Source organism: Pseudomonas sp. PA-6-3C, from assembly GCF_021605825.1.
Lineage (GTDB): Bacteria > Pseudomonadota > Gammaproteobacteria > Pseudomonadales > Pseudomonadaceae > Aquipseudomonas > Aquipseudomonas edaphica.
Map to the genome: position 1 here is coordinate 40,871 of NZ_WKDV01000013.1, position 22,734 is coordinate 63,604.

The 22,734-nt window shown below is 60.2% G+C and carries 22 protein-coding genes; 10 read left to right on the forward strand and 12 right to left on the reverse strand.

Going from position 1 to position 22,734, the window contains the following annotated elements:
• The first annotated feature begins 124 nt into the window (after window positions 1–124).
• Both GIW48_RS11215 and yccS read left to right on the forward strand, forming a co-directional pair.
• Window positions 125–1,303, forward strand: coding sequence for an NAD(P)/FAD-dependent oxidoreductase (locus GIW48_RS11215; RefSeq protein WP_236460531.1), 1,179 nt, complete (start codon window positions 125–127; stop codon window positions 1,301–1,303).
• 232 nt (window positions 1,304–1,535) lie between these two features.
• Window positions 1,536–3,719 carry a YccS family putative transporter gene (gene yccS, locus GIW48_RS11220; protein ID WP_138451593.1) on the forward strand — a complete coding sequence of 728 codons (2,184 nt, stop codon included), beginning with the start codon at window positions 1,536–1,538 and terminating at the stop codon, window positions 3,717–3,719.
• A gap of 94 nt (window positions 3,720–3,813) precedes the next feature.
• Here the strand turns inward: yccS and GIW48_RS11225 are convergent, their stop codons facing one another.
• A complete protein-coding gene (locus tag GIW48_RS11225; protein WP_017139386.1) occupies window positions 3,814–4,551 on the reverse strand; it encodes a substrate-binding periplasmic protein in 738 nt (245 codons plus the stop codon).
• Between the two features lie 198 nt (window positions 4,552–4,749).
• Between GIW48_RS11225 and GIW48_RS11230 the strand changes: the two genes are divergently transcribed.
• Entirely contained in the window at window positions 4,750–5,202 is a 453-nt protein-coding gene (locus GIW48_RS11230; RefSeq protein ID WP_017139387.1) for a GNAT family N-acetyltransferase, read from the forward strand.
• 103 nt (window positions 5,203–5,305) lie between these two features.
• Here the strand turns inward: GIW48_RS11230 and GIW48_RS11235 are convergent, their stop codons facing one another.
• From GIW48_RS11235 to GIW48_RS11245, 3 genes are read right to left on the reverse strand one after another with little or no spacing between them, the layout of a single operon-like run.
• Window positions 5,306–5,602: a winged helix-turn-helix domain-containing protein gene (locus GIW48_RS11235; protein WP_017139388.1), complete on the reverse strand. Its 297-nt coding sequence runs from the start codon at window positions 5,600–5,602 to the stop codon at window positions 5,306–5,308.
• 18 nt (window positions 5,603–5,620) lie between these two features.
• The gene (locus tag GIW48_RS11240) at window positions 5,621–6,121 is read right to left on the reverse strand and encodes a M48 metallopeptidase family protein (protein WP_017139389.1); all 501 of its coding nucleotides are present in this window, start codon (window positions 6,119–6,121) and stop codon (window positions 5,621–5,623) included.
• A gap of 42 nt (window positions 6,122–6,163) precedes the next feature.
• A complete protein-coding gene (locus GIW48_RS11245; RefSeq protein WP_017139390.1) occupies window positions 6,164–8,269 on the reverse strand; it encodes a putative bifunctional diguanylate cyclase/phosphodiesterase in 2,106 nt (701 codons plus the stop codon).
• A 310-nt stretch (window positions 8,270–8,579) separates the two neighbouring features.
• Between GIW48_RS11245 and GIW48_RS11250 the strand changes: the two genes are divergently transcribed.
• Complete coding sequence (locus GIW48_RS11250; RefSeq protein ID WP_017139391.1) at window positions 8,580–9,245, forward strand: polysaccharide lyase family 7 protein; 666 nt, start codon at window positions 8,580–8,582, stop codon at window positions 9,243–9,245.
• Window positions 9,246–9,288: 43 nt separating this feature from the next.
• Here GIW48_RS11250 and GIW48_RS11255 read toward each other — a convergent pair whose 3' ends face one another.
• Window positions 9,289–9,690 carry a hypothetical protein gene (locus tag GIW48_RS11255; protein WP_017139392.1) on the reverse strand — a complete coding sequence of 134 codons (402 nt, stop codon included), beginning with the start codon at window positions 9,688–9,690 and terminating at the stop codon, window positions 9,289–9,291.
• 597 nt (window positions 9,691–10,287) lie between these two features.
• Here GIW48_RS11255 and GIW48_RS11260 point away from each other — a divergent pair.
• Window positions 10,288–10,575 (forward strand): fructose-bisphosphate aldolase, encoded by a 288-nt coding sequence (locus GIW48_RS11260; protein WP_236460530.1) that lies wholly within the window; start codon window positions 10,288–10,290, stop codon window positions 10,573–10,575.
• A 60-nt stretch (window positions 10,576–10,635) separates the two neighbouring features.
• Here the strand turns inward: GIW48_RS11260 and fba are convergent, their stop codons facing one another.
• The 6 genes from fba to tkt all read right to left on the reverse strand — a co-directional run bounded on the left by fba (window position 10,636) and on the right by tkt (window position 17,020).
• A complete protein-coding gene (gene fba / locus GIW48_RS11265; RefSeq protein WP_003177554.1) occupies window positions 10,636–11,700 on the reverse strand; it encodes a class II fructose-bisphosphate aldolase in 1,065 nt (354 codons plus the stop codon).
• Between the two features lie 292 nt (window positions 11,701–11,992).
• Window positions 11,993–12,328 (reverse strand): MliC family protein, encoded by a 336-nt coding sequence (locus tag GIW48_RS11270; RefSeq protein ID WP_099550365.1) that lies wholly within the window; start codon window positions 12,326–12,328, stop codon window positions 11,993–11,995.
• A gap of 62 nt (window positions 12,329–12,390) precedes the next feature.
• Window positions 12,391–12,618: a hypothetical protein gene (locus GIW48_RS11275; RefSeq protein WP_186617020.1), complete on the reverse strand. Its 228-nt coding sequence runs from the start codon at window positions 12,616–12,618 to the stop codon at window positions 12,391–12,393.
• A gap of 29 nt (window positions 12,619–12,647) precedes the next feature.
• Window positions 12,648–13,811, reverse strand: a complete 1,164-nt coding sequence (locus GIW48_RS11280) for a phosphoglycerate kinase (protein WP_099550363.1) — start codon at window positions 13,809–13,811, stop codon at window positions 12,648–12,650.
• Between the two features lie 17 nt (window positions 13,812–13,828).
• Window positions 13,829–14,884, reverse strand: a complete 1,056-nt coding sequence (gene epd, locus GIW48_RS11285; RefSeq protein WP_017139397.1) for an erythrose-4-phosphate dehydrogenase — start codon at window positions 14,882–14,884, stop codon at window positions 13,829–13,831.
• Between the two features lie 138 nt (window positions 14,885–15,022).
• Window positions 15,023–17,020, reverse strand: a complete 1,998-nt coding sequence (tkt, locus tag GIW48_RS11290) for a transketolase (protein WP_138453924.1) — start codon at window positions 17,018–17,020, stop codon at window positions 15,023–15,025.
• A 259-nt stretch (window positions 17,021–17,279) separates the two neighbouring features.
• On the opposite strand from tkt, the gene GIW48_RS11295 reads away from it, so the two are divergent.
• The 5 genes from GIW48_RS11295 to GIW48_RS11315 all read left to right on the forward strand — a co-directional run bounded on the left by GIW48_RS11295 (window position 17,280) and on the right by GIW48_RS11315 (window position 22,271).
• Complete coding sequence (locus GIW48_RS11295) at window positions 17,280–18,275, forward strand: ArsR/SmtB family transcription factor (RefSeq protein WP_017139399.1); 996 nt, start codon at window positions 17,280–17,282, stop codon at window positions 18,273–18,275.
• A 19-nt stretch (window positions 18,276–18,294) separates the two neighbouring features.
• Window positions 18,295–19,485 carry a methionine adenosyltransferase gene (gene metK, locus GIW48_RS11300; RefSeq protein WP_099550362.1) on the forward strand — a complete coding sequence of 397 codons (1,191 nt, stop codon included), beginning with the start codon at window positions 18,295–18,297 and terminating at the stop codon, window positions 19,483–19,485.
• 213 nt (window positions 19,486–19,698) lie between these two features.
• Entirely contained in the window at window positions 19,699–20,046 is a 348-nt protein-coding gene (locus tag GIW48_RS11305; RefSeq protein ID WP_017139401.1) for a hypothetical protein, read from the forward strand.
• 95 nt (window positions 20,047–20,141) lie between these two features.
• Window positions 20,142–21,806, forward strand: coding sequence for an NAD-dependent DNA ligase LigB (ligB, locus tag GIW48_RS11310; RefSeq protein ID WP_099550361.1), 1,665 nt, complete (start codon window positions 20,142–20,144; stop codon window positions 21,804–21,806).
• A 69-nt stretch (window positions 21,807–21,875) separates the two neighbouring features.
• Window positions 21,876–22,271, forward strand: a complete 396-nt coding sequence (locus GIW48_RS11315; RefSeq protein WP_017139403.1) for a DUF1090 domain-containing protein — start codon at window positions 21,876–21,878, stop codon at window positions 22,269–22,271.
• A gap of 6 nt (window positions 22,272–22,277) precedes the next feature.
• Here the strand turns inward: GIW48_RS11315 and GIW48_RS11320 are convergent, their stop codons facing one another.
• Window positions 22,278–22,727, reverse strand: a complete 450-nt coding sequence (locus GIW48_RS11320; protein WP_170036841.1) for a c-type cytochrome — start codon at window positions 22,725–22,727, stop codon at window positions 22,278–22,280.
• Between the last annotated feature and the right edge of the window lie 7 nt (window positions 22,728–22,734).

A 22,734-nucleotide genomic window follows, 5' to 3' on the forward strand; every position in this document is an offset into this window, starting at 1 on the left:
CACGCTCCGCGTGGGAATGCCGCCATGGACGCTCTGCGTCCGCTTTGTGACGCAGAGCGTCACGGGATGCGTTCCCACGCAGAGCGTGGGAACGATCTGATCTGATGAACATGAGGAAACTGTTTTGCGCTCGACCGAAGTTGTGATCATTGGCGCCGGCGCCGCAGGCTTGATGTGCGCGCTGACCGCCGCCGGGCGTGGGCGCAAGGTGATGCTGATCGACCACGCCAACAAGGCCGGCAAAAAGATCCTGATGTCCGGCGGTGGCCGCTGCAATTTCACCAACATGTACACCGAGCCGGCCAACTTCCTCTCGCACAACGCGCATTTCTGCAAGTCGGCCCTGGCCCGCTACACCCAGTGGGATTTCATCGGGCTGGTGGCCAAGCACGGCGTGCCGTACCACGAGAAAAAACTCGGCCAGCTGTTCTGCGATAACAAGTCCAGCGACATCCTCGGCATGCTGCTCGATGAGTGCATCCAGACCGGCGTGAGCCTGCACCTGGACACCTCCATCGAGGAAATTGCCAAAGTCGACGGCGGCTATCAACTGCAAACCACCTTGGGCGAACTGCGCTGCGAATCCCTGGTGATCGCCACCGGCGGCCTGTCGATTCCGACCCTGGGCGCCACCGGTTTTGGTTACCAGGTGGCCAAGCAGTTTGGCCACGAACTGCTGCCGACCCGCGCAGGCTTGGTGCCGTTCACCATCACCGACCAGCTCAAGGAGTTGTGCGGCGAGTTGTCCGGTACGTCCGTGGATTGCCTGGTGAGCTGCAACGACCAGAGCTTTCGCGAGAACATCTTGTTTACCCACCGTGGCCTCAGTGGCCCGGCGATTTTGCAGATCTCTTCCTACTGGGAGACCGGTGACACGGTTGAAATCAACCTGCTGCCCGACCACGACGCGCACTCCTGGCTGCAACAGCAACAGGTCGAGCACCCCAACAGCGAGCTGAAAACCCTGCTGGGTGAGATCTTCACCAAGAAGATGGCCAACCTGTTGGCGCAGATCTGGTTTGTGTCCAAGCCGATGAAGCAATACACCCACGCCGAAGTGGCCGACATCGCGCAAAAGCTGTCGAGCTGGCAGTTGGTACCGGCGGGCACCGAAGGCTATCGCACGGCCGAGGTGACGCTGGGTGGCGTGGACACGCGGGAAGTGTCGTCCAAGACCATGGAGTCGCTGAAAAGCCCGGGCTTGTACTTTATCGGTGAAGTGCTGGATGTGACCGGTCACCTGGGTGGGTTCAACTTCCAGTGGGCATGGGCTTCCGGTTACGCAGCCGCCCAATACGCCTGAAGGTTGTACGCGGTCAACAGGTGGGAGCTGGCTCGTCGAATCGTCGCACCGCTGCGATAGCGGCGGTGAATCCAACGTCGCTATCGCAGGCAAGCCAGCTCCCACAATGGTTCCGTGGTGTCCTTGAGCAATTGGCTGGAATAAATTTTGCTGTTACATGTGATCGCCACGCTTGCCGTGGCGTCATTACTGGCTCAATTTAGCGGCATCGTCCCGGAAGACTCCAGACTTCATGTCATCGACCTCGTTCAAGCAGTCCATGCGGCGCCTGTGGGCGCTGGATAAATTCAGTTACAGCGTTCGGGTATTCATCGCCCTCACCGGCAGCATGGCGCTGTGCTGGTATCAAAACGAAATGACCCTGCTGATCCCGCTGTTCCTGGGGATTATCGCCAGCGCCCTGGCCGAGACCGATGACAGTTGGCAGGGCCGCCTGAATGCGTTGGCGGTAACGCTGGTGTGTTTCAGTGTTGCCGCGCTGTCGGTTGAACTGCTGTTCCCTTATCCGTGGATCTTCGCCATCGCCCTGGCCCTGGCCAGCTTCTGCCTGACCATGCTCGGCGCGTTGGGCGAACGGTATGGCGCGATTGCTTCAGCGACGTTGATTCTGTCGGTGTACACCATGATCGGTGTGGACCAGCGCGGTGGCGCCGTCACCGACTTCTGGCACGAGCCGTTGCTGCTGGTGGCCGGCGCCGCGTGGTATGGCGCGCTGTCGGTGCTGTGGCAGGCGCTGTTTTCCAACCAGCCGGTGCAGCAAAGCCTGGCGCGGTTGTTTCGGGAGCTGGGGCGTTACCTCAAGCTTAAATCGTCGCTGTTCGAGCCGATCCGCCAACTGGATGTGGAAGCGCGCCGCCTGGAACTGGCCCAGCAAAACGGCCGGGTGGTGGCGGCGCTGAATGCCGCGAAAGAAATCATCCTGCACCGCGTAGGCAATGGCCGCCCCGGCTCAAAAGTCAGCCGTTACCTGAAGCTGTACTTTCTGGCCCAGGATATACACGAACGCGCCAGCTCGTCCCACTACCCTTACAACGCCCTGGCTGAAGCCTTCTTCCACAGCGACGTGCTGTTCCGCTGCCAGCGCCTGTTGCGCCAGCAAGGCAAGGCCTGCCAGGCCCTGGCCGAATCGATCCAGCTGCGCCAGCCGTTCATTTATGACGACAGCTTCGCTGAAGCCCTGGGCGACCTGAACGCCTCCCTGGAACACCTGCGCATCCAGAGCAACCCGGCCTGGCGTGGCCTGTTGCGTTCGTTGCGTGCGTTGGCCGCCAACCTGTCCACCCTCGACCGCCTGCTCGGCGATGCCAGCAACCCCGACTCCCTGGCCGACGCCACCGACAGTAGCCTGCTGGACCGTGCCCCGCGCAACCTCAAGGAAATGTGGACGCGCCTGCGCACGCAACTGACGCCGACGTCACTGCTGTTCCGTCACGCCCTGCGCCTGCCGCTGGCACTGAGTATCGGCTATTGGATGGTGCACTTGATCCACCCGTCCCAAGGCTACTGGATCATCCTCACCACCCTGTTCGTGTGCCAACCCAACTACGGCGCCACGCGGCGCAAGCTGGGCCAGCGGATCATCGGCACCGCCATCGGCCTGACCGTGGCCTGGGCGCTGTTCGACCTGTTCCCAAACCCTTTGGTGCAGTCGATGTTCGCCATCGCCGCAGGCCTGGTGTTCTTTATCAACCGCACCACCCGCTACACGTTGGCCACGGCGGCGATCACCCTGATGGTGCTGTTCTGCTTCAACCAGGTGGGCGACGGTTACGGGCTGTTCCTGCCACGCCTGTTCGATACCTTGCTGGGTAGCTTGATTGCAGGCCTGGCGGTCTTCCTGTTCCTGCCGGACTGGCAAGGCCGGCGCCTGAACAAAGTGCTGGCCAACACCCTGACCTGCAACAGCATTTACCTGCGCCAGATCATGCAGCAATACGCCGCCGGCAAGCGCGACGACCTGGCCTACCGGCTGGCGCGGCGCAATGCGCACAACGCCGATGCGGCGCTGTCGACCACGCTGGCGAATATGCTCATGGAACCTGGGCATTTCCGTAAGGAAGCCGATGTGGGCTTCCGCTTTCTGGTGCTGTCGCACACCTTGCTCAGTTACCTTTCCGGGCTGGGTGCGCATCGGGAGACTCAATTACCGGCCGACGTGCGTGAACATCTGATCGACGGCGCCGGTAACAGCCTGGCGGCGAGTATCGACGAAATCGCCACGGGGCTGGCCAACAAGCAGCCCATCGCGATTCAGAGTGATGCCGAGGAAGCGTTGGCGGCGGACCTGGAGCAGATGCCCGATGAGATCGATGAAGGGCAGCGGCTGGTGCAGACGCAACTGGCGTTGATTTGCCGGCAGTTGGGGCCGTTGCGCACGTTGGCGGCGCATTTGATCAAAGATACCAGCGCAGCGTAGACCGCCATCGCAGGCAAGCCGGCTCCCACCTTTGAAGGTGTTCGCCATTCAAAATGTGGGAGCTGGCTTGCCTGCGATGGGGCCAGCAGAAACACTACATCCCATGCTCCTTCATCAACCGCGCATAACTGCCATCTGCCTTCATCCGCGCAATCTCCCGATCAAAGCTGGCCACGATCTGTTCATGCTCCGGGTTCTTCAGGCTCACCAGAATATGCAGGCTGTTCTCGCTCAACGGCTTGGGTAAAAACTCCACCGCGTTGCGCACCCGTGGCGACTCCCGCGCCAGGTAATAGCGGGCCACAAACTCATCTTCCAGCGTCAGCTTGACGCGTTTGGCCGCGAGCATACGCACCGCCATGGCGAAGTTATGCACCGGCACTTTCTGCAACTGCGCATCCTGGTCGAACGCCGCCGAATAGGCGTAGCCGCGCACCACGGCGATGGGATCGTCGTGCAGTTGCTCCAGGTTCTGATAATCGATGGGGTCGTCGCGGCGCTTGATAAACCGCACGCGATTCATCAGGTATTCGCCGGAAAACTGGCCCAGCTTGGTGCGGGCATCGTCGTACCAGGCGTTGATCAACACGTCATAACGGCCATCGCCCACGCCCATCAGCGCCCGCGCCCATGGCACTTGTTCGAAATCACTGGCATAGCCTGCTCGGGCCAGCGCCGTACTGACAATATCAGTGGCCAGGCCGCCGTTGATCAAGGTCGAATCGGTAAACGGTGGCCATACATCCGCTACCAGTCGCAGGCGCTGCGCCACCGCCGGCTGAGCCAGCAGCAACACTCCTATTAAAGCAACGGCACGAGAAAATCGCGGCATGCTCAAAGTCCTTGGCGGGCAGGCATTGGCCTGATAACAGTAGCTCATCAATGAGCCTGTATTGCAGATTACACAAAGAAGCCCGTGGCGATCGGACTGAATGATGGCAAATTGACGCCATTCACAAAAATGCTCAATTTAGACAGGACGGGCGGCGGCGCTTACTATCGGCCACAGACATTAATAAGGGAAAACGCCATGACGGTTGAATGGGTCTGCAAACATCACGAAGACCTCGGCAAAGAGCAGCTGTACACCATTATGCGTCTGCGCAATGAGGTGTTTGTCGTCGAGCAAAAATGCGTTTATCAAGACCTCGACGGGCAGGATCTTTCGGGCGATACCCACCACTTGATGGCCTGGCAAGATGACGTGCTGGTGGCCTACCTGCGCCTGCTGGACCCGGAATCCCAGGGCGGTGATGTGGTGATTGGCCGGGTGATCGTCGCGCCGGTGGCACGCGGTACCGGGCTGGGGCACCAGATGATGGAAGAAGCCCTCAAGCGCATTGAAGACATCTGGCCGCAGACGCCGATCTATCTGTCAGCCCAGGCGCATTTGCAAGGGTATTACGGCAAGTATGGATTTGAAGTGGCGGGTGAGGAATACCTGGAGGATGACATTCCCCATATTGGTATGCGGCGCCAGTAAGGACGCCATCGCAGGCAAGCCAGCTCCCACACGTTGAATTGCGAATACTTCAAGTGTGGGAGCTGGCTTGTCTGCGATGAGGCCAGAGCTGCAAGCACCCGGTTCAGGGATAACCCAACACCTGCTTGACCGCCGCAAGGTTCGCCTCGATCCAGCGCCGATCAATCGCGCCCCAGCTACGAATCCGATAACGCCCGGCATGATTGCGCGCGCCATCCTCCTGCTCAAACTCACACACAATATCCAGATCAGCCAACGCCGCAATCGTGTCCTGCGCCGTGCGCCGTGGCATCCCGGTGGCGTCGGTGAGTGCCGGCACGCTGCTGGCCTGGCCGCTGTCGATCAGGTAGGCCACATACAGGCGGCGGTAGAAACTGCTTTTGGTCTTGCTCACATCCATGCTCGACGCCTTTTGAAGTTAGGGCTTGCCCTGCAAGTCGCGATACGTGAGGTACACCCGCAGGTCGAACTCCACCTGATGGTAGCCCGGCATCATGTACTCACAGAGTTTATAAAACGCCTTGTTGTGGTCCGATTCCTTGAAGTGCGCCAGCTCGTGCACCACGATCATGCGCAGAAACTCCGGTGCGGCTTCCTTGAACAGCGCCGCAATGCGGATTTCTTTCTTGGCTTTGAGGTTGCCGCCCTGCACCCGTGAAATCGTGGTGTGCAGGCCCAGGGCGCGGTGGGTGAGGTCCAGGCGGTTGTCGAACAGCACTTTGTCGATGGCCGGCGCGTTGCGCAAGTGTTCCTGCTTCAACGCCAGGGCATAGCTGTATAACGCCTTGTCGCTCTGCACGCCGTGGCGCTCGGGGTAGCGTTGCTCCAGGTAGGCGCCCAATTGGTCCTTGGCGATCAATTGGCGCACTTGCTCCTGGAGCGCTGCGGGGTAGGCCTGGAGGTATTTCAGCGCGGTCATGGGGTTCTGCAACAGGGTTTGAAGGCCGCCAGTGTAGCGAATTCACAGCAGACGAGGGTGGGACCAGGCAGCCACTTCCTCCGCCACCAACGGTTGGGCAGCCAACGGCCCCTGAATAAATGCGCAGCCATTGGCCTTGAGCCACGTTGACTGCTCGAGGGTTTCCACACCCTCGGCGATCACCAACACCTCAAAATGTGCGCATAACTGGATGATACTGCGCGCCATTGCCGCGTCCCTTACCGAGCCTGGCAGGCGCGCCACCAGTTGCGGGTCGAGCTTGAGCGTATCGAACTCCAGGTCCCGCAGGTGGGCCAGGGAGCATTGGCCCAGGCCGAAGTCATCCAAGGCAATGCGCACGCCGATCTGGCGCAATAACTTAAGCTGCTTATGGGTCTCTTCCAGGTTACTCATCAGGCTGTCTTCGCTGATTTCCACCTCCAGCTGGCGCCCCTGTAAGCCATGCCGCTCGAGTACCTGCTGCAGTTGGCTGGCGAGGTTGGGCATATTGAACTGGCTGGCACTCAAGCTCACGCTCAGCACCAACTCTTGATCGAAGGTGGCTTGCCAGGCTTGGCGCTGGGCAGCGACTTGCTGGTAGATCCAGGCGCTCAACTGGCTGATCAGCCGCGCCTCTTCAAGCAGCGGCAAGAATAAGCCCGGCGGCACATCGCCGACGCTGGGGTGCTGCCAGCGCAGCAGCGCCTCGACACCGCGCAAGCGCCCGTCTTCCAACGAGACCTGGGGCTGGTAGACCAGGGTGAAGTCCTTGTTTTGAATCGCGGTGCGCACGCTGTCTTCCAGCATCAACCGCGAACGGGCGCGGCCGTTCATTTCCTGATCGTAATAGCGATATTGCTGACGGCCCGCGCGCTTGGCTTCGTACATGGCGATATCCGCCGCACGCAACAGGCCGCTCAGGTCGGAGCCGCAGTCCGGGAACGTCGCGATGCCGATGCTGACGCCAAGCATCACCTCCAAACCGTCCACTTGCTGGCACACAGACACTCTTTCGATCAGTTTTTCCGAAATCTTGGCGGCCTGCTCCGGGCACTCCAACTCCAGCAATGCGGTGAATTCATCCCCGCCCATACGCCCGAGAATGTCGCAGGAGCGCAAGCAGGCCTGCATCTGCTCCGAGACCCAGCGCAGCACGCGGTCACCCGCGTCGTGGCCCAACGAGTCATTGACCCGTTTGAAACCGTCCAGGTCCAGATACAGCAACACCAGCGACTGCTCGTTACGCTCACTGCGCAGCAAGATGTTCTCCACCGCCTGGTGAAAGCCGCGCCGGTTCAATAGCCCCGTCAACGGATCGGTCACGGCCTGGAACTCCAACTGCTGGTGCAGATGGCGTACCTCGGACATGTCCAGCACGGTCACCACCATGGCCTTCTGCTCGGCGGGCAGCGGTGCACAGGACAACGCCACGGGCACCTGCTGACCACGGCCGGTGCGCAAAATCGCGTCGTGCTGACGCCACGTTTCACCCCGGCGGTATGCCTCGTACATCGGGAAACTCAACCACGCGGGCACATGGGGCTTTTGCAGGAAACTCAAGAAGCTCTCGCCCTGCAACTCGGCCATGGTGGCGTTCAGCAAGCGTGAAATAGCCGGGTTGGCGTACTCGATCACACTGCCCTCGCCCACCACCAACAGGCCTTCGGCGGCGTTGTCGAGCACCGAGGCGTTGAAGGCACGCGCCAACTCCAGGTCGTGGCTCAGGCGCTGCAAGGCACGGCGGTTGCGCTGCTGCTCCAGCAGGGCCTGGACCTTGGGCTTGAGCACCTGCGGGTCAAAGGGTTTGAACAGATAGTCGATTGCGCCGCTGGCATAGCCTTCCTGCACAGCGGCGGACGATTGGGCGTGGGCCGTGAGAAAGATAATCGGCGTCATGCGTGTGCGCTGGCTGCCACGCATCAGGCGTGCGACTTCAAAGCCATCCATGCCGGGCATGCGTACATCCAGCAAGACCAGGTCGACCTCGTGGGCAAGCAGCAACTCCAAGGCTTCCAGCCCGGAAGCGGCCGTGATCACGTGCCAGTCTTCACGCTGCAAAAGCGCACGCATGCTGATGAGGTTTTCCGGGTAGTCATCGACGACCAAAAGAACCGAACTGCCATCGCCGGGGTGTGGAGCGCAATCCATGCTACGTCTCTTCCTTGAGGGGCTGCACCGGTCACTTCTGCTACAAAAACCGGACAAACACTGAGGGCTCACTCTAGCCCCGCTTTAAAAAAAGCAGAAGTGACGTGGATGCCATCATTGCGCCAAAGCTCAGGAAGCCGACTAACGGTCAAGCCCTACAGCCCACGGCCTGTGGGAAACATGGCTTTTTGGCATTTAGCTGACGCCAATAATTTGCCACAAACTGTTTAACAACCGGACAACCACCGCCTATAAAGAACCTGTACAGCCCTCGGGCTAAAGCCTTCACCCTCTGTAAAAGGCCAACACCATGATCGACCTTTCCACCTGGAACCTCAGCATCCCGGTCGGCTCCCCGCCCACGACCATCGACACCCCCAAGCTGCTGAGCGGCTTCAAGGACCAGTACTTCCAGGCCGAAGGCAGCAACGTGCAATTCTGGACACCCGTGACCGGCACCCGCACCGAAAACGCCATCTACCCACGCAGCGAGTTACGCGAAACCTACGCCGATGGGCGCCTGCGCAACTGGACTTACAACGAAGCCAACAACTTCCTGCGCGCCACCGTGGCCGTCAACCAGGTGCCCTCCAGCGGCAAAGTGGTCATCGGCCAGATCCACGCGTATGACAGCCAGAAACCGCTGATCAAACTGGAGTATCAATTCAAGGAAAAAACCCAGACCGGCAACATCGTCGCCAAGGTGCGCATGCGCCCGGATGATGGTGAGGGGCGCGTGGTCACCGTCGCCTCCAATGTGCCACTCAACAAAAGCTTTACCTACGTGATCAACCTCAATAAAGCCGGGCTGCTCAATGTGTATGCCGCAGATGGCGAATGGAACGAGCGCATAGGCGCCGCGTGGGGTGCGAAACCGCTGTACTTCAAGGCAGGGGTGTATGTGCAGGACAACAGCGGCGACAGCAAGGAAGGCGCACGGGTGACGTTTGCCAAGTTAGATATTGATCACGAGTAGAGCGTGAAAGAAGCCCCGTTAGTAACGGGGCCTCTTAGTGGGTTTAATCAACGCACATCAGCATAAAGCCCATTGAAGAATCGCCGGCGGGTTTGTTATCACCCACCATGAGTGTCAATACATTAATGTAATTGATCGCCGGCAGCCCACCCAACTTGGCGTGACCATAGAAGATACGTTCATTAGAGTACACATCCGTCACCGACACCGTACAGAAGCTCGGCACCTCTTTAAAAACACCGGGCACGAATCTAACTTTATACTCTGAAAAGTAGTCAGGTTGCGCAGTCAATTTTACTTCTTTAATCCACGTGGGCGATTGCGCATAGACCGTTCCCTTATCGTCAACAGACGCTGTATATACCCTGCCTTTCCCATAGACCGACGCAGCAGAGCCCACTGCCATCAACGCTATGAAAATGCCAGCAACTTTAATAAAGTTCATTATCACTTCTCTCTCATCGAATACATTTCAAAGCCCAACCTTAAATGATTCGAAGGCGATAAAAGCGCACTTTCAATGGTGTACAAATAAAACAGAAAAACCATCAAGACACTGTGCGTTCTACTGACCGGCTTTAGGATGCTTCCGATCGTAAACAACTGTTGAGTCGCCACTATTCGTAGGCAAACTCCGACAAACACCAAGACTATTCCCTGATTACTCCGACCTCTTAAACACACCACCGAACCCTGTGGGAGCCGGGCTTGCCCGGCTCCCACATTGGATCTCCATCGGTTCGGGGATCGAGGTTGGTCCTACACGACCGTTGCGGGCGGACAGATCGCCGCTTATAGTTCGCCCCGTCGCTGAGGACAGCGATAGGGTTTCGCAGCCCTAACGATACGTGTGTAACCGAGCATCATGAATGCAACGAGGAGCGCTTCTGCGCCCGACGTTTACTTTATGGTGGCTGTGTGTGGGAGACCTTCGGGTCTGCCGGGTTCCTCGTATCCTCGGTCTGCGAACCCGCACACAGCTACCACCCATTCGTTTCGCAGCGATCGGCGGTAGTCCTTCTAGATACGAGGAATATTCACCATGACCGACCCATTACCGCCCCGCCGCTTCTACCCCTGCACCGAATCCGCCACCGATTCACCGGTGCTCTTGATCGACAGCGCCGCCCCACTGCCCGACCTCCACGCCTGCCTGCGCGAACGCCTCAACGCCGCCCTCGAACACCTCAACCTGATGGCCTGCTCCAGCCTCCCGGACTTCGCCGAGCGCGACCTGAATAACGTGGCCAATACCGCACGTATTCTGGTGCAGGACGTGAGCGACGTGTTCCGCGTCATTGAGCACCGAGGTTTCGATATCGCTGCCTGATCAAATCCCGGCCACAAAAAAGCCCGCATCGCTGCGGGCTTCTTTTTAAACGCTTAAGGCTCAGTTCACCTTGGCGTTCAACTCACCTTTCAGGTAACGCTGGTACATCGCTTCCAACGAGATCGGCTTGATCTTCGAAGCATTACCGGCAGTACCAAACGCTTCGTAGCGAGCGATACACACATCACGCATCGCGGTCACGGTAGCGCCGAAGAATTTACGCGGGTCAAATTCGCTCGGGTTGGTAGCCATCAGGCGACGCATTGCGCCGGTGGACGCCAGGCGCAGGTCGGTGTCGATGTTGACCTTGCGCACGCCGTACTTGATGCCTTCGACGATTTCTTCAACCGGCACGCCGTAGGTTTCTTTGATGTCGCCGCCGTACTGGTTGATGATCGCCAACCATTCTTGCGGGACCGAGGAAGAGCCGTGCATCACCAGGTGGGTGTTAGGGATGCGTTTGTGGATTTCCTTGATGCGGTCGATAGCCAGCACGTCACCTGTAGGCGGCTTGGTGAACTTGTAGGCGCCGTGGCTGGTGCCGATGGCGATGGCCAGGGCGTCCACTTGGGTCTTTTTCACGAAGTCAGCGGCTTCTTCCGGGTCGGTCAGCATCTGGCTGTGATCCAGCACGCCTTCGGCGCCGATGCCGTCTTCTTCGCCGGCCATACCGGTTTCCAGGGAACCCAGGCAGCCCAGCTCGCCTTCAACCGAAACCCCACAGGCGTGAGCCATGGCCACGGTTTGCTGGGTTACGCGCACGTTGTACTCGTAGTCGGTTGGGGTCTTGCCGTCTTCGCCCAGGGAGCCGTCCATCATTACCGAGCTGAAACCCAGTTGGATGGAGCGCTGGCACACGTCAGGGCTGGTGCCGTGGTCCTGGTGCATGCACACCGGGATGTGCGGGAATTCTTCGATAGCGGCGAGGATCAGGTGACGCAGGAACGGGGCGCCGGCGTATTTGCGCGCACCGGCCGAAGCCTGGACGATCACGGGGGAGTCGGTCTTGTCAGCGGCTTCCATGATGGCGCGCATCTGCTCAAGGTTGTTGACGTTAAAGGCTGGGACGCCGTAGCCGAACTCGGCTGCGTGGTCCAGCATTTGACGCATGCTGATAAGTGCCATTGTGTTGTCTCTCCCGGTCGAGGGTCGTTAATCGTGCAAGCCTGCCGTAGCGGCGGCTGCTATTCAAGTTATTGCAGATCAAGGGGTTAAGCTTGAGCTGCTGAATCGTTATTGCAGTGTCCGGTTTACACATAAGTGACTTTGGAACCGGATCAATGTGGGAGCTGGCTTGATGTGGCGAGGGAGCTTGCTCCCGCTGGGCTGCGCAGCGGCCCCAAGTTTTCAGGAGCGCTTCGCACTCCAGCGGGAGCAAGCTCCCTCGCCACACAATCTGCTCTCCCATTCGATCTTCTTACTGGGCCTTACAGCCACGCCCAATCAAATCATCGGTGGCGACCCAGTAAACCAGGCCTTCCTCACCTTTTGTGTGAAACGCCAGCTGGCCGTCGCTGTACAGCACGCCCGAGGCGGCAACCTCTTGTTTAAGGCGATAAACCTGGTCCGAACCACCGAGGCGTACATCCACTTCGGAACGTGCCGCATTGGTAAAGCGCCAGTTGACCTCGGCCTTGCTGTCGCAGGTCCAGGTGGTCCATTTGTCTGCCGGTTCTGCGGCCTTGTTGAACATGTTCATGCTGCTGCAACCGGCCAACAAGGCCAGGGCTGCGAGGGCGAAAACGCCTTTCATTGCCACTCCTCGAACGACGACCCCAAGGGCCGCCACTGCTGTCGGTTAGTTGATCAGACCCGTCATGGGCAACCCTGTTCCTGACCGTTGGGCGCGGCGTCGTATTGTTCCAGCCGTTCATTGCCGATGCGCTTGTTGATCACCGGCATGGTTTCGGCCTGCCAGTCGGCCTGGTAGCAGCTTTTTTTCGGCGCAGCCCCAGGCTTTTCAGCCTCGGGCACAGCGCTTGGCGTGCTGCCGCAGCCGGCCAACAGGCCCGCTGCGATCACCAGTGCCAACGACTTGATCATGGGAATGCTCCTTTTCCGGATCACGAGCCTTAACCTTTGGCTCGGGTTTCCAGCACTTCAACGGCCGGCAACACTTTGCCTTCGACGAACTCGAGGAATGCGCCGCCACCGGTAGAAATGTAGGAGATCTGGTCAGCAACGCCATATTTATCGATGGCTGCCAGGGTGTCACCACCACCGGCGATGGAGAATGCCGAGCTTTCGGCAATCGCCTTGGCCAGCACTTTGGTGCCGTTGCCGAACTGGTCGAACTCAAACACACCGACCGGGCCGTTCCACAGAATGGTCTGGGAGGCTTTCAGCAGTTGCGCAAAGTTAGCCGCCGTTTGTGGGCCGATATCCAGGATCATGTCGTCAGCCGCCACGTCAGCAATCAGCTTGACGGTGGCTTCGGCGCTTTCCGCGAATTCCTTGGCAACCACCACGTCCACCGGCAGCGGCACGCTGACTTTGGCGGCGATGGCGCGGGCAGTGTCGAGCAGGTCTGGCTCATACAGCGATTTTCCCACCGGGTGCCCGGCTGCGGCCAAGAAGGTGTTGGCGATGCCGCCGCCGACGATCAGCTGGTTGCAGATCTGGCTGAGGCTGTTGAGCACGTCCAGCTTGGTCGACACTTTGGAGCCGGCCACGATGGCAGCCATCGGTTGTGCCGGAGCACCCAGCGCCTTGCCCAATGCATCCAGCTCAGCAGCCAGCAATGGGCCAGCCGCTGCAACTTTAGCGAACTTGGCCACGCCATGGGTCGAGCCTTCGGCGCGGTGCGCGGTACCGAAAGCGTCCATCACGAACACGTCGCACAGGGCCGCGTATTGCTGGGCCAGTTCGTCGCTGTTCTTTTTCTCGCCTTTGTTAAAGCGCACGTTTTCGAACAGCACGATATCGCCAGGCGCAACAGAAACGCCGCCCAGGTAGTCGGCTACCAGCGGCACGTCGCGGCCCAGGGCCTTGCTCAGGTAGTCGGCTACAGGCTTGAGGCTGTTTTCGGCGCTGAACTCACCTTCGGTCGGGCGACCCAGGTGGGAGCAGACCATCACGGCCGCGCCTTTTTCCAGGGCCAGCTTGATGGTCGGCAGCGAGGCCAGGATTCGCGCATCGCTGGTGACAACACCGTCCTTGACTGGGACGTTGAGGTCTTCGCGAATCAGTACGCGCTTACCTTGCAGATCGAGGTCGGTCATCTTCAACACGGTCATGGGTCGCAGTTCCTGAATTACTGTTGAGGTTGTTTAGAAGCGATGTGCAGATAGTGCTCTGCCACATCCAGCATGCGGTTGGCAAAACCCCATTCGTTGTCGAACCACGCCAGGATGTTCACCAGCCTGGGGCCGGAAACACGGGTCTGGCTGGCATCGACAATCGCCGAATGCGGGTCATGGTTGAAATCACAACTGGCGTGCGGCAACTCGGTGTAGGCCAGCAGGCCTTTGAGCGGGCCGCTGGTGGCGGCGTCGCGCAAGATCCGGTTGACCTCCGTCGCGTCAGTGTCGCTGACGGTTTGCATGGTGATGTCCAGACAGGACACATTCACCGTCGGCACCCGTACGGCTTTGGCCTGGATTCGCCCGGCAAGTTCCGGCAACAGTCGCTCGATGCCACGGGCCAGGCCGGTAGACACCGGAATCACCGACTGGAACGCCGAGCGCGTGCGGCGCAGGTCTTCATGATGATAGGCGTCGATCACCGGCTGGTCGTTCATCGCCGAGTGAATCGTGGTGATCGACACATAATCGATACCGATCGCCTGATCCAGCAGGCGCAACAGCGGCACGCTGCAGTTGGTGGTGCAGGAGGCGTTGGACACCAGCAGTTCATCGCCGGTCAGGCAATCCTGGTTGATACCGTAGACGATGGTGGCGTCCACATCCGCCTCGCTGGCCATCGGCTGGGAAAACAGCACACGCGGTGCGCCGGCGTCGAGAAAACGCTGGCCATCGGCACGGGTGTGGTAGACACCGGAACATTCCAGCACCAGGTCAACGCCCAGTGCTTTCCAGTCGATGCCTTCTGGGGTGGCACTGCGCAAGACCTTCACGCAGGTGCCATTAATATGCAGACAATCGCCCTCGACCCGAACTTCGCCGGGGAAGCGGCCGTGGGTGGAGTCAAAGCGTGTCAGGTATTCGATGCTGGCCATGTCAGCCAAATCGTTGATCGCCACAATTTCAAACCCGGCCGCCGCCCCTCGCTCGAACAGAGCACGCAAGACGCAACGACCAATGCGGCCGTAGCCGTTGAGTGCAACTTTGTAGGGACGCGGTTGAGGCATGGGGTTCTCGATCAAGGTGAGTTCGGTGTCGAATGTTCTGACGCCATCGCGGGCAAGCCCGCTCCCACATTAGACCGTAATCCAAATGTGGGAGCGGGCTTGCCCGCGATGGCGCCAGTACAGACAACGCAGACTGACTTAGTCTTCCAGCAGCTCTTCAGCCTGACCCAGGATGTTTTCCAGGGTGAAACCGAATTCTTCGAACAACGCTGGCGCCGGCGCCGACTCACCGTAGGTGGTCATGCCGATCACGCGGCCTTCCAGGCCCACGTACTTGTACCAGTAGTCGGCGTGCGCCGCTTCGATGGCGATACGCGCGCTGACCTGCAACGGCAATACCGATTGCTTGTAGTCGGCATCCTGGGCTTCGAACAGGCTGGTGCACGGCATGGACACAACGCGAACATTGCGGCCCTGGGCGGTCAGCTTGTCGTAGGCCTGAACAGTCAGGCCGACTTCGGAGCCTGTGGAGATCAGGATCAGTTCCGGCTCGCCGATGCAGTCTTTGAGCACATAACCGCCACGGCTGATGTTGGCGATCTGCGCGTCGGTACGCACTTGGTGTTGCAGGTTCTGACGCGAGAAGATCAGCGCCGAAGGGCCGTCCTTACGCTCGATCGCGTGCTTCCAGGCCACGGCCGATTCCACGGCGTCGGCTGGGCGCCAGCAATCCAGGTTCGGCGTGGTACGCAGGCTGGTCAGTTGCTCGACCGGCTGGTGCGTCGGGCCGTCTTCGCCCAGGCCGATGGAGTCGTGGGTGTACACATGGATCACCCGCTTCTTCATCAGCGCGGCCATACGTACCGCATTACGCGCGTATTCCATGAACATCAGGAAGGTCGCGCCGTAAGGCACCAGGCCGCCGTGCAGGGACACGCCGTTCATGATGGCGCTCATGCCGAACTCGCGCACGCCGTAGTACATGTAGTTGCCGCTGGCGTCTTCGGCCGAGACACCTTTGCAACCTTTCCACAGGGTCAGGTTGGAACCGGCCAGGTCAGCCGAACCGCCGAGGATCTCAGGCAGCAATGGGCCAAAGGCGTTCAGGGTGTTCTGGCTGGCTTTACGGCTGGCGATGGTCTCGCCCTTGGCCGCGACTTCGGCGATGTAGGCCGAGGCTTTTTCCGAGAAGTCGGCAGGCAGGTCACCGGCCAGGCGGCGCACCAGCTCGTTGGCCAATTCCGGGAATTCGGCGGAGTAGGCAGCAAAACGCTGGTCCCACTCGGCTTCGGCGGCCAGGCCTTTTTCCTTGGCGCTCCACTCGGCGTAGATGTCAGCCGGGATTTCGAACGGGCCATGGTTCCACTTCAGCGCTTCACGAGCCAAGGCGATTTCCGCGTCACCCAGTGGGGCGCCGTGGCAGTCTTCTTTACCTTGCTTGTTCGGCGAGCCGAAACCGATGATGGTCTTGCAGCAGATCAGGGTCGGCTGCTCGCTCTTGCGCGCGGTGTCGATGGCGGTCTTGATCTCTTCCGGATCGTGACCGTCAACGTTGCGGATCACCTGCCAGTTGTAGGCTTCGAAACGCTTTGGCGTGTCGTCGGTGAACCAGCCTTCGACTTCGCCGTCGATGGAGATGCCGTTGTCATCGTAGAAGGCAATCAGCTTGCCCAGGCCCAGGGTGCCGGCCAGGGAAGCGACTTCGTGGGAAATACCTTCCATCATGCAGCCATCACCCAGGAACACGTAGGTGTGGTGGTCGACAATGTTGTGGCCAGGGCGGTTGAACTGCGCGCCCAATACTTTTTCCGCCAGCGCAAAACCCACGGCGTTGGCCAGGCCCTGGCCCAGCGGGCCAGTGGTGGTCTCGACGCCTGGGGTGTAGCCGAATTCCGGGTGGCCCGGGGTGCGGCTGTGCAGCTGGCGGAAGCTCTTGAGGTCATCGATGGTGACGTCGTAGCCGGTCAGGTGCAGCAGCGAGTAGATCAGCATCGAGCCGTGGCCGTTGGACAGCACGAACCGGTCACGGTCAGCGAACGACGGGTTGCTCGGGTTGTGCTTCAGGTAGTCACGCCAAAGTACCTCGGCGATATCCGCCATGCCCATCGGGGCACCGGGATGGCCGCTGTTGGCTTTTTGCACGGCATCCATGCTGAGGGCACGAATGGCGTTGGCACGCTCACGACGGCTGGGCATCGCTGATCTCCTGGAGTTTGAGTAGAAGAAACGGAAAAAAGGACCGGCATTTTCCCTCAGCCACCGCCTGCGGGCAATGACAGATAGTCACTTGTAGGTGTTTTTCCTGCGGTTTACCCGGCATTGGCTTGCAGAAACAGCCCACCGGTTCGTCTAAAGGTTATAGCGGCTGCTTATAACTACCGATTATCGACCAATATCAAAACTTTTTGATATTGGCCTTGCGGGGATTTCCACCCGTCACTAGACTGCTGGCCTTATGAACCTACCCGTGCCCTCCCTGCGTCCCGACGACGGCGATGAGCTGGCTGCCTTATGCAAGGCCGCTGGTGATCCGTTGCGCCTGAACGTGTTGCGCGCACTGGCCAACGACTCTTTTGGGGTGCTGGAGCTGGCGCAGATCTTCGCCATCGGCCAATCCGGCATGAGCCACCACCTCAAGGTGCTGGCCCAGGCCGAGCTGGTGGCTACGCGCCGCGAAGGCAATGCGATTTTCTATCGCCGCGCCCTGCCCCACACCGAGCTGCTCGGCGGCAAGCTGCACGCTGCCCTGCTCGAAGAGGTAGACAGTTTGGGCCTGCCCAGCGACGTGCAGTCGCGCATCAGCCAGGTCCACGGGCAACGCGCCGCCGCCAGCCAGGACTTTTTCTCACGGGTAGCCGAGAAGTTTCGCGCCCAACAGGACTTGATCGCCGGTTTGCCCCAATACCGCGAAAGCGTACTGGCGCTGTTGGACAAGCTGAGCTTCAGTGATGAGGCGACGGCGTTGGAAGTTGGCCCCGGCGACGGTGGCTTCCTGCCGGAACTGGCACGTCGCTTCAAGCAGGTGACCGCGCTCGACAACAGCCCGGCGATGCTTGAACTGGCGCGCCAGCTGTGCGAGCGCGAAGCGCTGGGCAACGTCAGCCTGCAGTTGGCCGACGCGTTGAATGACACCAGCCTGCTGGCCGATTGCGTGGTGCTGAACATGGTCTTGCACCATTTTGCGGCCCCCGCCGAAGCCCTCAAGCAGATGGCGAATTTGCTGCAACCGGGCGGCAGCCTGCTGGTCACAGATTTATGCAGCCACAACCAGAATTGGGCCAAGGAGGCCTGCGGTGATCTCTGGTTGGGTTTTGAACAGGACGATCTGGCCCGTTGGGCCACCGCTGCGGGACTCGTTCCCGGGGAAAGCCTCTATGTAGGTTTACGTAATGGTTTCCAGATCCAGGTCCGCCACTTTCAGCGACCGACTGGCGACACTCACCATCGGTAAATATCAGGAAAACATCGAGATGAGCGAATACTCCCTTTTCACCTCCGAGTCCGTGTCTGAAGGGCATCCGGACAAAATCGCCGACCAGATTTCTGACGCGGTGCTGGACGCCATCATTGCTGAAGACAAGTTCGCCCGCGTGGCGTGCGAGACTCTGGTGAAAACGGGCGTGGCGATCATCGCCGGTGAAGTCACCACCACGGCCTGGGTCGACCTGGAGCAGATCGTTCGTGACGTGATCACCGACATTGGCTACAACAGCTCCGACGTCGGCTTCGACGGCGCGACCTGCGGCGTGATGAACATCATCGGCAAGCAGTCCCCCGACATCAACCAGGGTGTGGACCGCGCCAAGCCTGAAGATCAGGGCGCCGGCGACCAGGGCCTGATGTTCGGCTACGCCAGCAACGAAACCGACGTGCTGATGCCGGCACCAATCACCTTCTCGCACCAGCTGGTACAGCGCCAGGCGCAAGCACGTAAATCCGGCGTGCTGCCGTGGCTGCGCCCGGACGCCAAGTCCCAGGTCACCTGCCGTTACGAAGGCGGCAAAGTGGTGGGCATCGACGCCGTTGTACTGTCGACCCAACACAACCCGGACGTGTCCTACGCCGACCTGCGTGAAGGCGTGATGGAGCTGATCGTCAAGCACGTGCTGCCTGCCGAACTGCTGACCAAAGACACCCAGTTCCACATCAACCCGACCGGCCAGTTCATCATCGGCGGCCCAGTGGGCGACTGCGGCCTGACCGGTCGCAAGATCATCGTCGATAGCTACGGCGGCATGGCCCGTCATGGCGGTGGTGCGTTCTCGGGTAAAGACCCATCCAAGGTTGACCGCTCGGCGGCCTACGCCGGTCGTTACGTGGCCAAGAACATCGTCGCGGCCGGCCTGGCCGAGCGTTGCGAGATCCAGGTTTCCTACGCGATCGGTGTGGCCCAGCCTACGTCGATCTCGCTGAACACCTTCGGCACCGGCAAGATCAGCGATGACAAGATCGTCAAGCTGGTGCGTGAGATCTTCGACCTGCGCCCTTACGCAATCACCACCATGCTCGACCTGCTGCACCCGATGTACCAGGACACTGCAGCCTATGGCCACTTCGGCCGTACCCCTGCGCAGAAGACTGTCGGCGACGACACCTTCACCACCTTCACCTGGGAAAAAACCGACCGCGCCAACGACCTGCGCACTGCCGCCGGCCTGTAAGCACGCGTTGCACCAAAAGCCCCGCCGGGTTCGCCCGGCGGGGCTTTTTATTGCCTGCGCGATGACTTTCGTATTTTTTGGATCCAATGCTTGCAGGCCAAATAATGGCCCTCTAGAATCCGCGCCCTCTCGGGCCTCTCACCTTATTTGGATATTGCCTTGCGCCAGCCCGGGATAGACCAGCGCGCAAGCAATCGAACATTGAGGTTTTTCATGCGCATTTCCACGCTCGCTCCTGCCGCCCTGCTGTTCTGCCTGTTCGCCCTGCCGGCCCATGCCGCCGACCTGAGTGCATTGGGTGGCGCCTTGAGCACTCAGCTAGGCGGCAAAACCGGCGACTGTCAGCAGCAAGCCAAAGACCTGCAAGCCAAGATCGATGCGGCGCAAGCCAAGAACGACCTGCTGAGCGTCCAGGCGTTTAAAGCGGCTCAGGAGCAGCTCAACAAAGGTTGTAACAAACTGGCAGAATCCCAGGCCAAGGTCGATGCCAAGCAACAAACACAGGAAGCCAAGATGGAAAAGAACGATGCCGTGAAGGCGTTGGGCGGGCTGTTCAAGTAACTGGTAACACCCGGTAAAAAGCCCCGCACTGCCGGGGCTTTTTTGTGGCTGCCTGGATCACTTAGGCTGAGCGTCCCTTCCGAGCAAGGATGCTCATGATGCATTTACTGATTGCCCTTCTACTCAGCGCCCTGGCGTTTCCAGCCTGGGCCGAAGACTGCCCCGAAGAGGCACGCTCACAGGTCGGCACCCTGGCTGAACAGCTCAAGCTCTGGGATGACAGTTACCACCGGCTCGGTCAGTCCCCGGTCAGCGACGAGCTGTACGACCAGGCCCGACAGCGCCTGGCGCGGTGGCAGGCCTGTTTTGCGCAAACGCAGTCGACGGCTGATAACCCGCTGGCAGGTGCACGCGGTACGCAGCCTCATCCAGTCGCTCATACCGGCCTGGAAAAGCTGGTGGATGAAGGGGCCGTGGGTGAGTGGCTCAAGACACGCCAGGACGTCTGGATCCAGCCCAAGGTCGACGGCGTTGCGGTGACGCTGGTGTATCGCAAAGGCCGCCTGAGCCAGCTCATCAGCCGTGGCGACGGCCTGCTCGGTCAGGACTGGACAGCCGCCGCGCGCAAGATCCAGGGCATTGTCCAGCAACTGCCAGAGCCCATCGACCTGGTGCTGCAAGGCGAACTCTATTGGCGTCTTGACGATCATGTGCAGTCCGAACACGGCGGGCTCAGTGCCCGCAGCAAAGTGGCGGGGCTGATGAATCGCCGACAGTTAAGCGATGCCGAGGCCTCCAGGATCGGGCTATTCGTCTGGGCCTGGCCCGACGGCCCGACAGACTTCAGCACGCGCCTGGCCACCCTGGCGCGCTGGGGGTTCACCGATAGCCGCCGCTACAGCCATCCCGTGCAAAACCTCACTGAAGCCGCGCATTGGCGCAGGTACTGGTACAACCATCCGCTGCCCTTTGCCAGCGATGGCGTGGTGCTGCACCAGGCCCGGCACGCACCTGCCAAGCGCTGGCAGGTCAGCGCGCCGTATTGGGCGGTCGCCTGGAAATACCCGATAACCAGGGCTTTGGCGCTGGTACGCAAGGTGCAGTTCAAGATCGGCCGCACGGGGCGTATCACGCCCATTCTGGAACTGGAGTCGGTGCGACTGGACGACCGGCAAATCCGCCGCGTCAGCGTCGGCTCCTTGAAACACTGGCATGCACTGGATATCCGCCCCGGCGATCAGGTCTCCATCAGCCTTGCCGGCCAAGTGATTCCTCGGTTGGAGCAAGTGATCCTGCGCAACGAGACCAGGGTGGCGGTGCAAGTACCGGATGCGCGCAACTTCCACGCCTTGAGTTGTTGGCAACTGGACCCTGGCTGCGAAGAGCAATTGCTCGCGCGCCTGACCTGGCTGAGCAGCAACCAGGGACTGGCCCTGCCTTATATGGGCCGCGAGACCTGGAACGCATTGATCCAGGCCGGTCTAATCGCAGGCATTCTCGATTGGTTAACACTGGATGCGGCAGAGCTTGCTAACATTGACGGCTTCGGTGATCGCCGCCGTGCCCGGGTGCTCGACAGCCTGCAAAGCGCGCGGCAACGGCCCTTTGCACAATGGCTAAAAGCCCTGGGCGTACCGCCTTCGGCGCGCAACGATCTGGAGGGTGGCTGGCAGGCCCTGGCCGCCAAAGACACGCAAGCCTGGCTGGCCACCGACGGCATTGGCCCGGGCCGCGCGGCGCAATTGAGCGCTTTTTTTCGCGACCCGCAAGTACAAGCGTTAGCTGAAACATTACGCGTGGCTGGAATTGACGGGTTTTAAGCCCAACCCGGCCACTTTTACTCCCGGCAGAATTCACCCTGCCATCCGATTGCGACCTTGGAGCCTCACATGAAATTTCTAGCCCCACTTGCCTTGTTGGCCACCGTAAGCCTGGCGAGCATGCCGCTGCTGGCCGCCGAAGAAGTGCCGGAACTCACCGGCTGCGCCGCCAAGCGCCAGGCCATCAGCGCACAAATCGAACAAGCCAAAACCCATGGCAACAGCGAACAACAAGCCGGCCTGGAAAAAGCCCTGAGCGAAGTCACCGCCCACTGCACCGATGCGTCCTTGCGCAAAGAACGCGAGAACAAAGTGCTCGACGCCAAGCACGAAGTCACCCGCCGTCAGGCGGACCTCGACAAGGCGATGAAAAAAGGCGATGCCGACAAGATCAACAAACGCAAAGACAAGCTGGCTCAGTCGCGCAAAGAACTGCAGGAGGCTGTCGACGAACTCGACAAATAAAACCGGTCAGTGGTCGCGAAACTGTTTATGGCAGGCCGTGCAGGCATCTTCGACTTTCTGCACCGCAGGCCCCAGGTTGCTGGCCTTGTAGGGCTGCACCTGGCTTGCGATTACCAATTCACCGGTAGCCGTTTCAAGGTTTCGGGCCAGCTCCTGGAAGCGTGCCTGCTGTTGCCACACAGTATCCTTGGCGCTGGTGTGATCTTCCTCACGCACACTCGGGAAATGCTTCCACGGTTCGTGGGACAACGCATCGAGCTTGACCGCGCCTTCGGCGAACTTCGCGCCGTCGAACGGGATACGCCCACGCAGCATGCCGCCCAGGTCTTCGCCGGTCTTGAGCATCTGTTTGAAGATGGCCTTGCGTTGGCCCAGCGGCGAATTAGGATCGACACCGCCGCAGGCGGACAAGGTCAGGCAGGCCAGCAATGCCACGGTCAGTTTTTTAAAAGTCATGATGGCT

What these genes read in the sequence shown, in the direction of transcription:
- GIW48_RS11260 (WP_236460530.1), top strand. Translation starts at nt 10,288, where the DNA reads ATGACCGACCCATTACCGCCCCGCCGCTTCTACCCCTGCACCGAATCC.
- GIW48_RS11270 (WP_099550365.1), bottom strand. Translation starts at nt 12,328, where the DNA reads ATGAAAGGCGTTTTCGCCCTCGCAGCCCTGGCCTTGTTGGCCGGTTGC.
- GIW48_RS11240 (WP_017139389.1), bottom strand. Translation starts at nt 6,121, where the DNA reads ATGACCGCGCTGAAATACCTCCAGGCCTACCCCGCAGCGCTCCAGGAG.
- GIW48_RS11275 (WP_186617020.1), bottom strand. Translation starts at nt 12,618, where the DNA reads ATGATCAAGTCGTTGGCACTGGTGATCGCAGCGGGCCTGTTGGCCGGC.
- fba (WP_003177554.1), bottom strand. Translation starts at nt 11,700, where the DNA reads ATGGCACTTATCAGCATGCGTCAAATGCTGGACCACGCAGCCGAGTTC.
- GIW48_RS11230 (WP_017139387.1), top strand. Translation starts at nt 4,750, where the DNA reads ATGACGGTTGAATGGGTCTGCAAACATCACGAAGACCTCGGCAAAGAG.
- GIW48_RS11295 (WP_017139399.1), top strand. Translation starts at nt 17,280, where the DNA reads ATGAACCTACCCGTGCCCTCCCTGCGTCCCGACGACGGCGATGAGCTG.
- GIW48_RS11315 (WP_017139403.1), top strand. Translation starts at nt 21,876, where the DNA reads ATGAAATTTCTAGCCCCACTTGCCTTGTTGGCCACCGTAAGCCTGGCG.
- yccS (WP_138451593.1), top strand. Translation starts at nt 1,536, where the DNA reads ATGTCATCGACCTCGTTCAAGCAGTCCATGCGGCGCCTGTGGGCGCTG.
- GIW48_RS11280 (WP_099550363.1), bottom strand. Translation starts at nt 13,811, where the DNA reads ATGACCGTGTTGAAGATGACCGACCTCGATCTGCAAGGTAAGCGCGTA.
- GIW48_RS11255 (WP_017139392.1), bottom strand. Translation starts at nt 9,690, where the DNA reads ATGAACTTTATTAAAGTTGCTGGCATTTTCATAGCGTTGATGGCAGTG.
- GIW48_RS11235 (WP_017139388.1), bottom strand. Translation starts at nt 5,602, where the DNA reads ATGGATGTGAGCAAGACCAAAAGCAGTTTCTACCGCCGCCTGTATGTG.
- GIW48_RS11320 (WP_170036841.1), bottom strand. Translation starts at nt 22,727, where the DNA reads ATGACTTTTAAAAAACTGACCGTGGCATTGCTGGCCTGCCTGACCTTG.
- tkt (WP_138453924.1), bottom strand. Translation starts at nt 17,020, where the DNA reads ATGCCCAGCCGTCGTGAGCGTGCCAACGCCATTCGTGCCCTCAGCATG.
- GIW48_RS11250 (WP_017139391.1), top strand. Translation starts at nt 8,580, where the DNA reads ATGATCGACCTTTCCACCTGGAACCTCAGCATCCCGGTCGGCTCCCCG.
- GIW48_RS11225 (WP_017139386.1), bottom strand. Translation starts at nt 4,551, where the DNA reads ATGCCGCGATTTTCTCGTGCCGTTGCTTTAATAGGAGTGTTGCTGCTG.
- metK (WP_099550362.1), top strand. Translation starts at nt 18,295, where the DNA reads ATGAGCGAATACTCCCTTTTCACCTCCGAGTCCGTGTCTGAAGGGCAT.
- ligB (WP_099550361.1), top strand. Translation starts at nt 20,142, where the DNA reads ATGATGCATTTACTGATTGCCCTTCTACTCAGCGCCCTGGCGTTTCCA.
- GIW48_RS11245 (WP_017139390.1), bottom strand. Translation starts at nt 8,269, where the DNA reads ATGGATTGCGCTCCACACCCCGGCGATGGCAGTTCGGTTCTTTTGGTC.
- GIW48_RS11305 (WP_017139401.1), top strand. Translation starts at nt 19,699, where the DNA reads ATGCGCATTTCCACGCTCGCTCCTGCCGCCCTGCTGTTCTGCCTGTTC.
- epd (WP_017139397.1), bottom strand. Translation starts at nt 14,884, where the DNA reads ATGCCTCAACCGCGTCCCTACAAAGTTGCACTCAACGGCTACGGCCGC.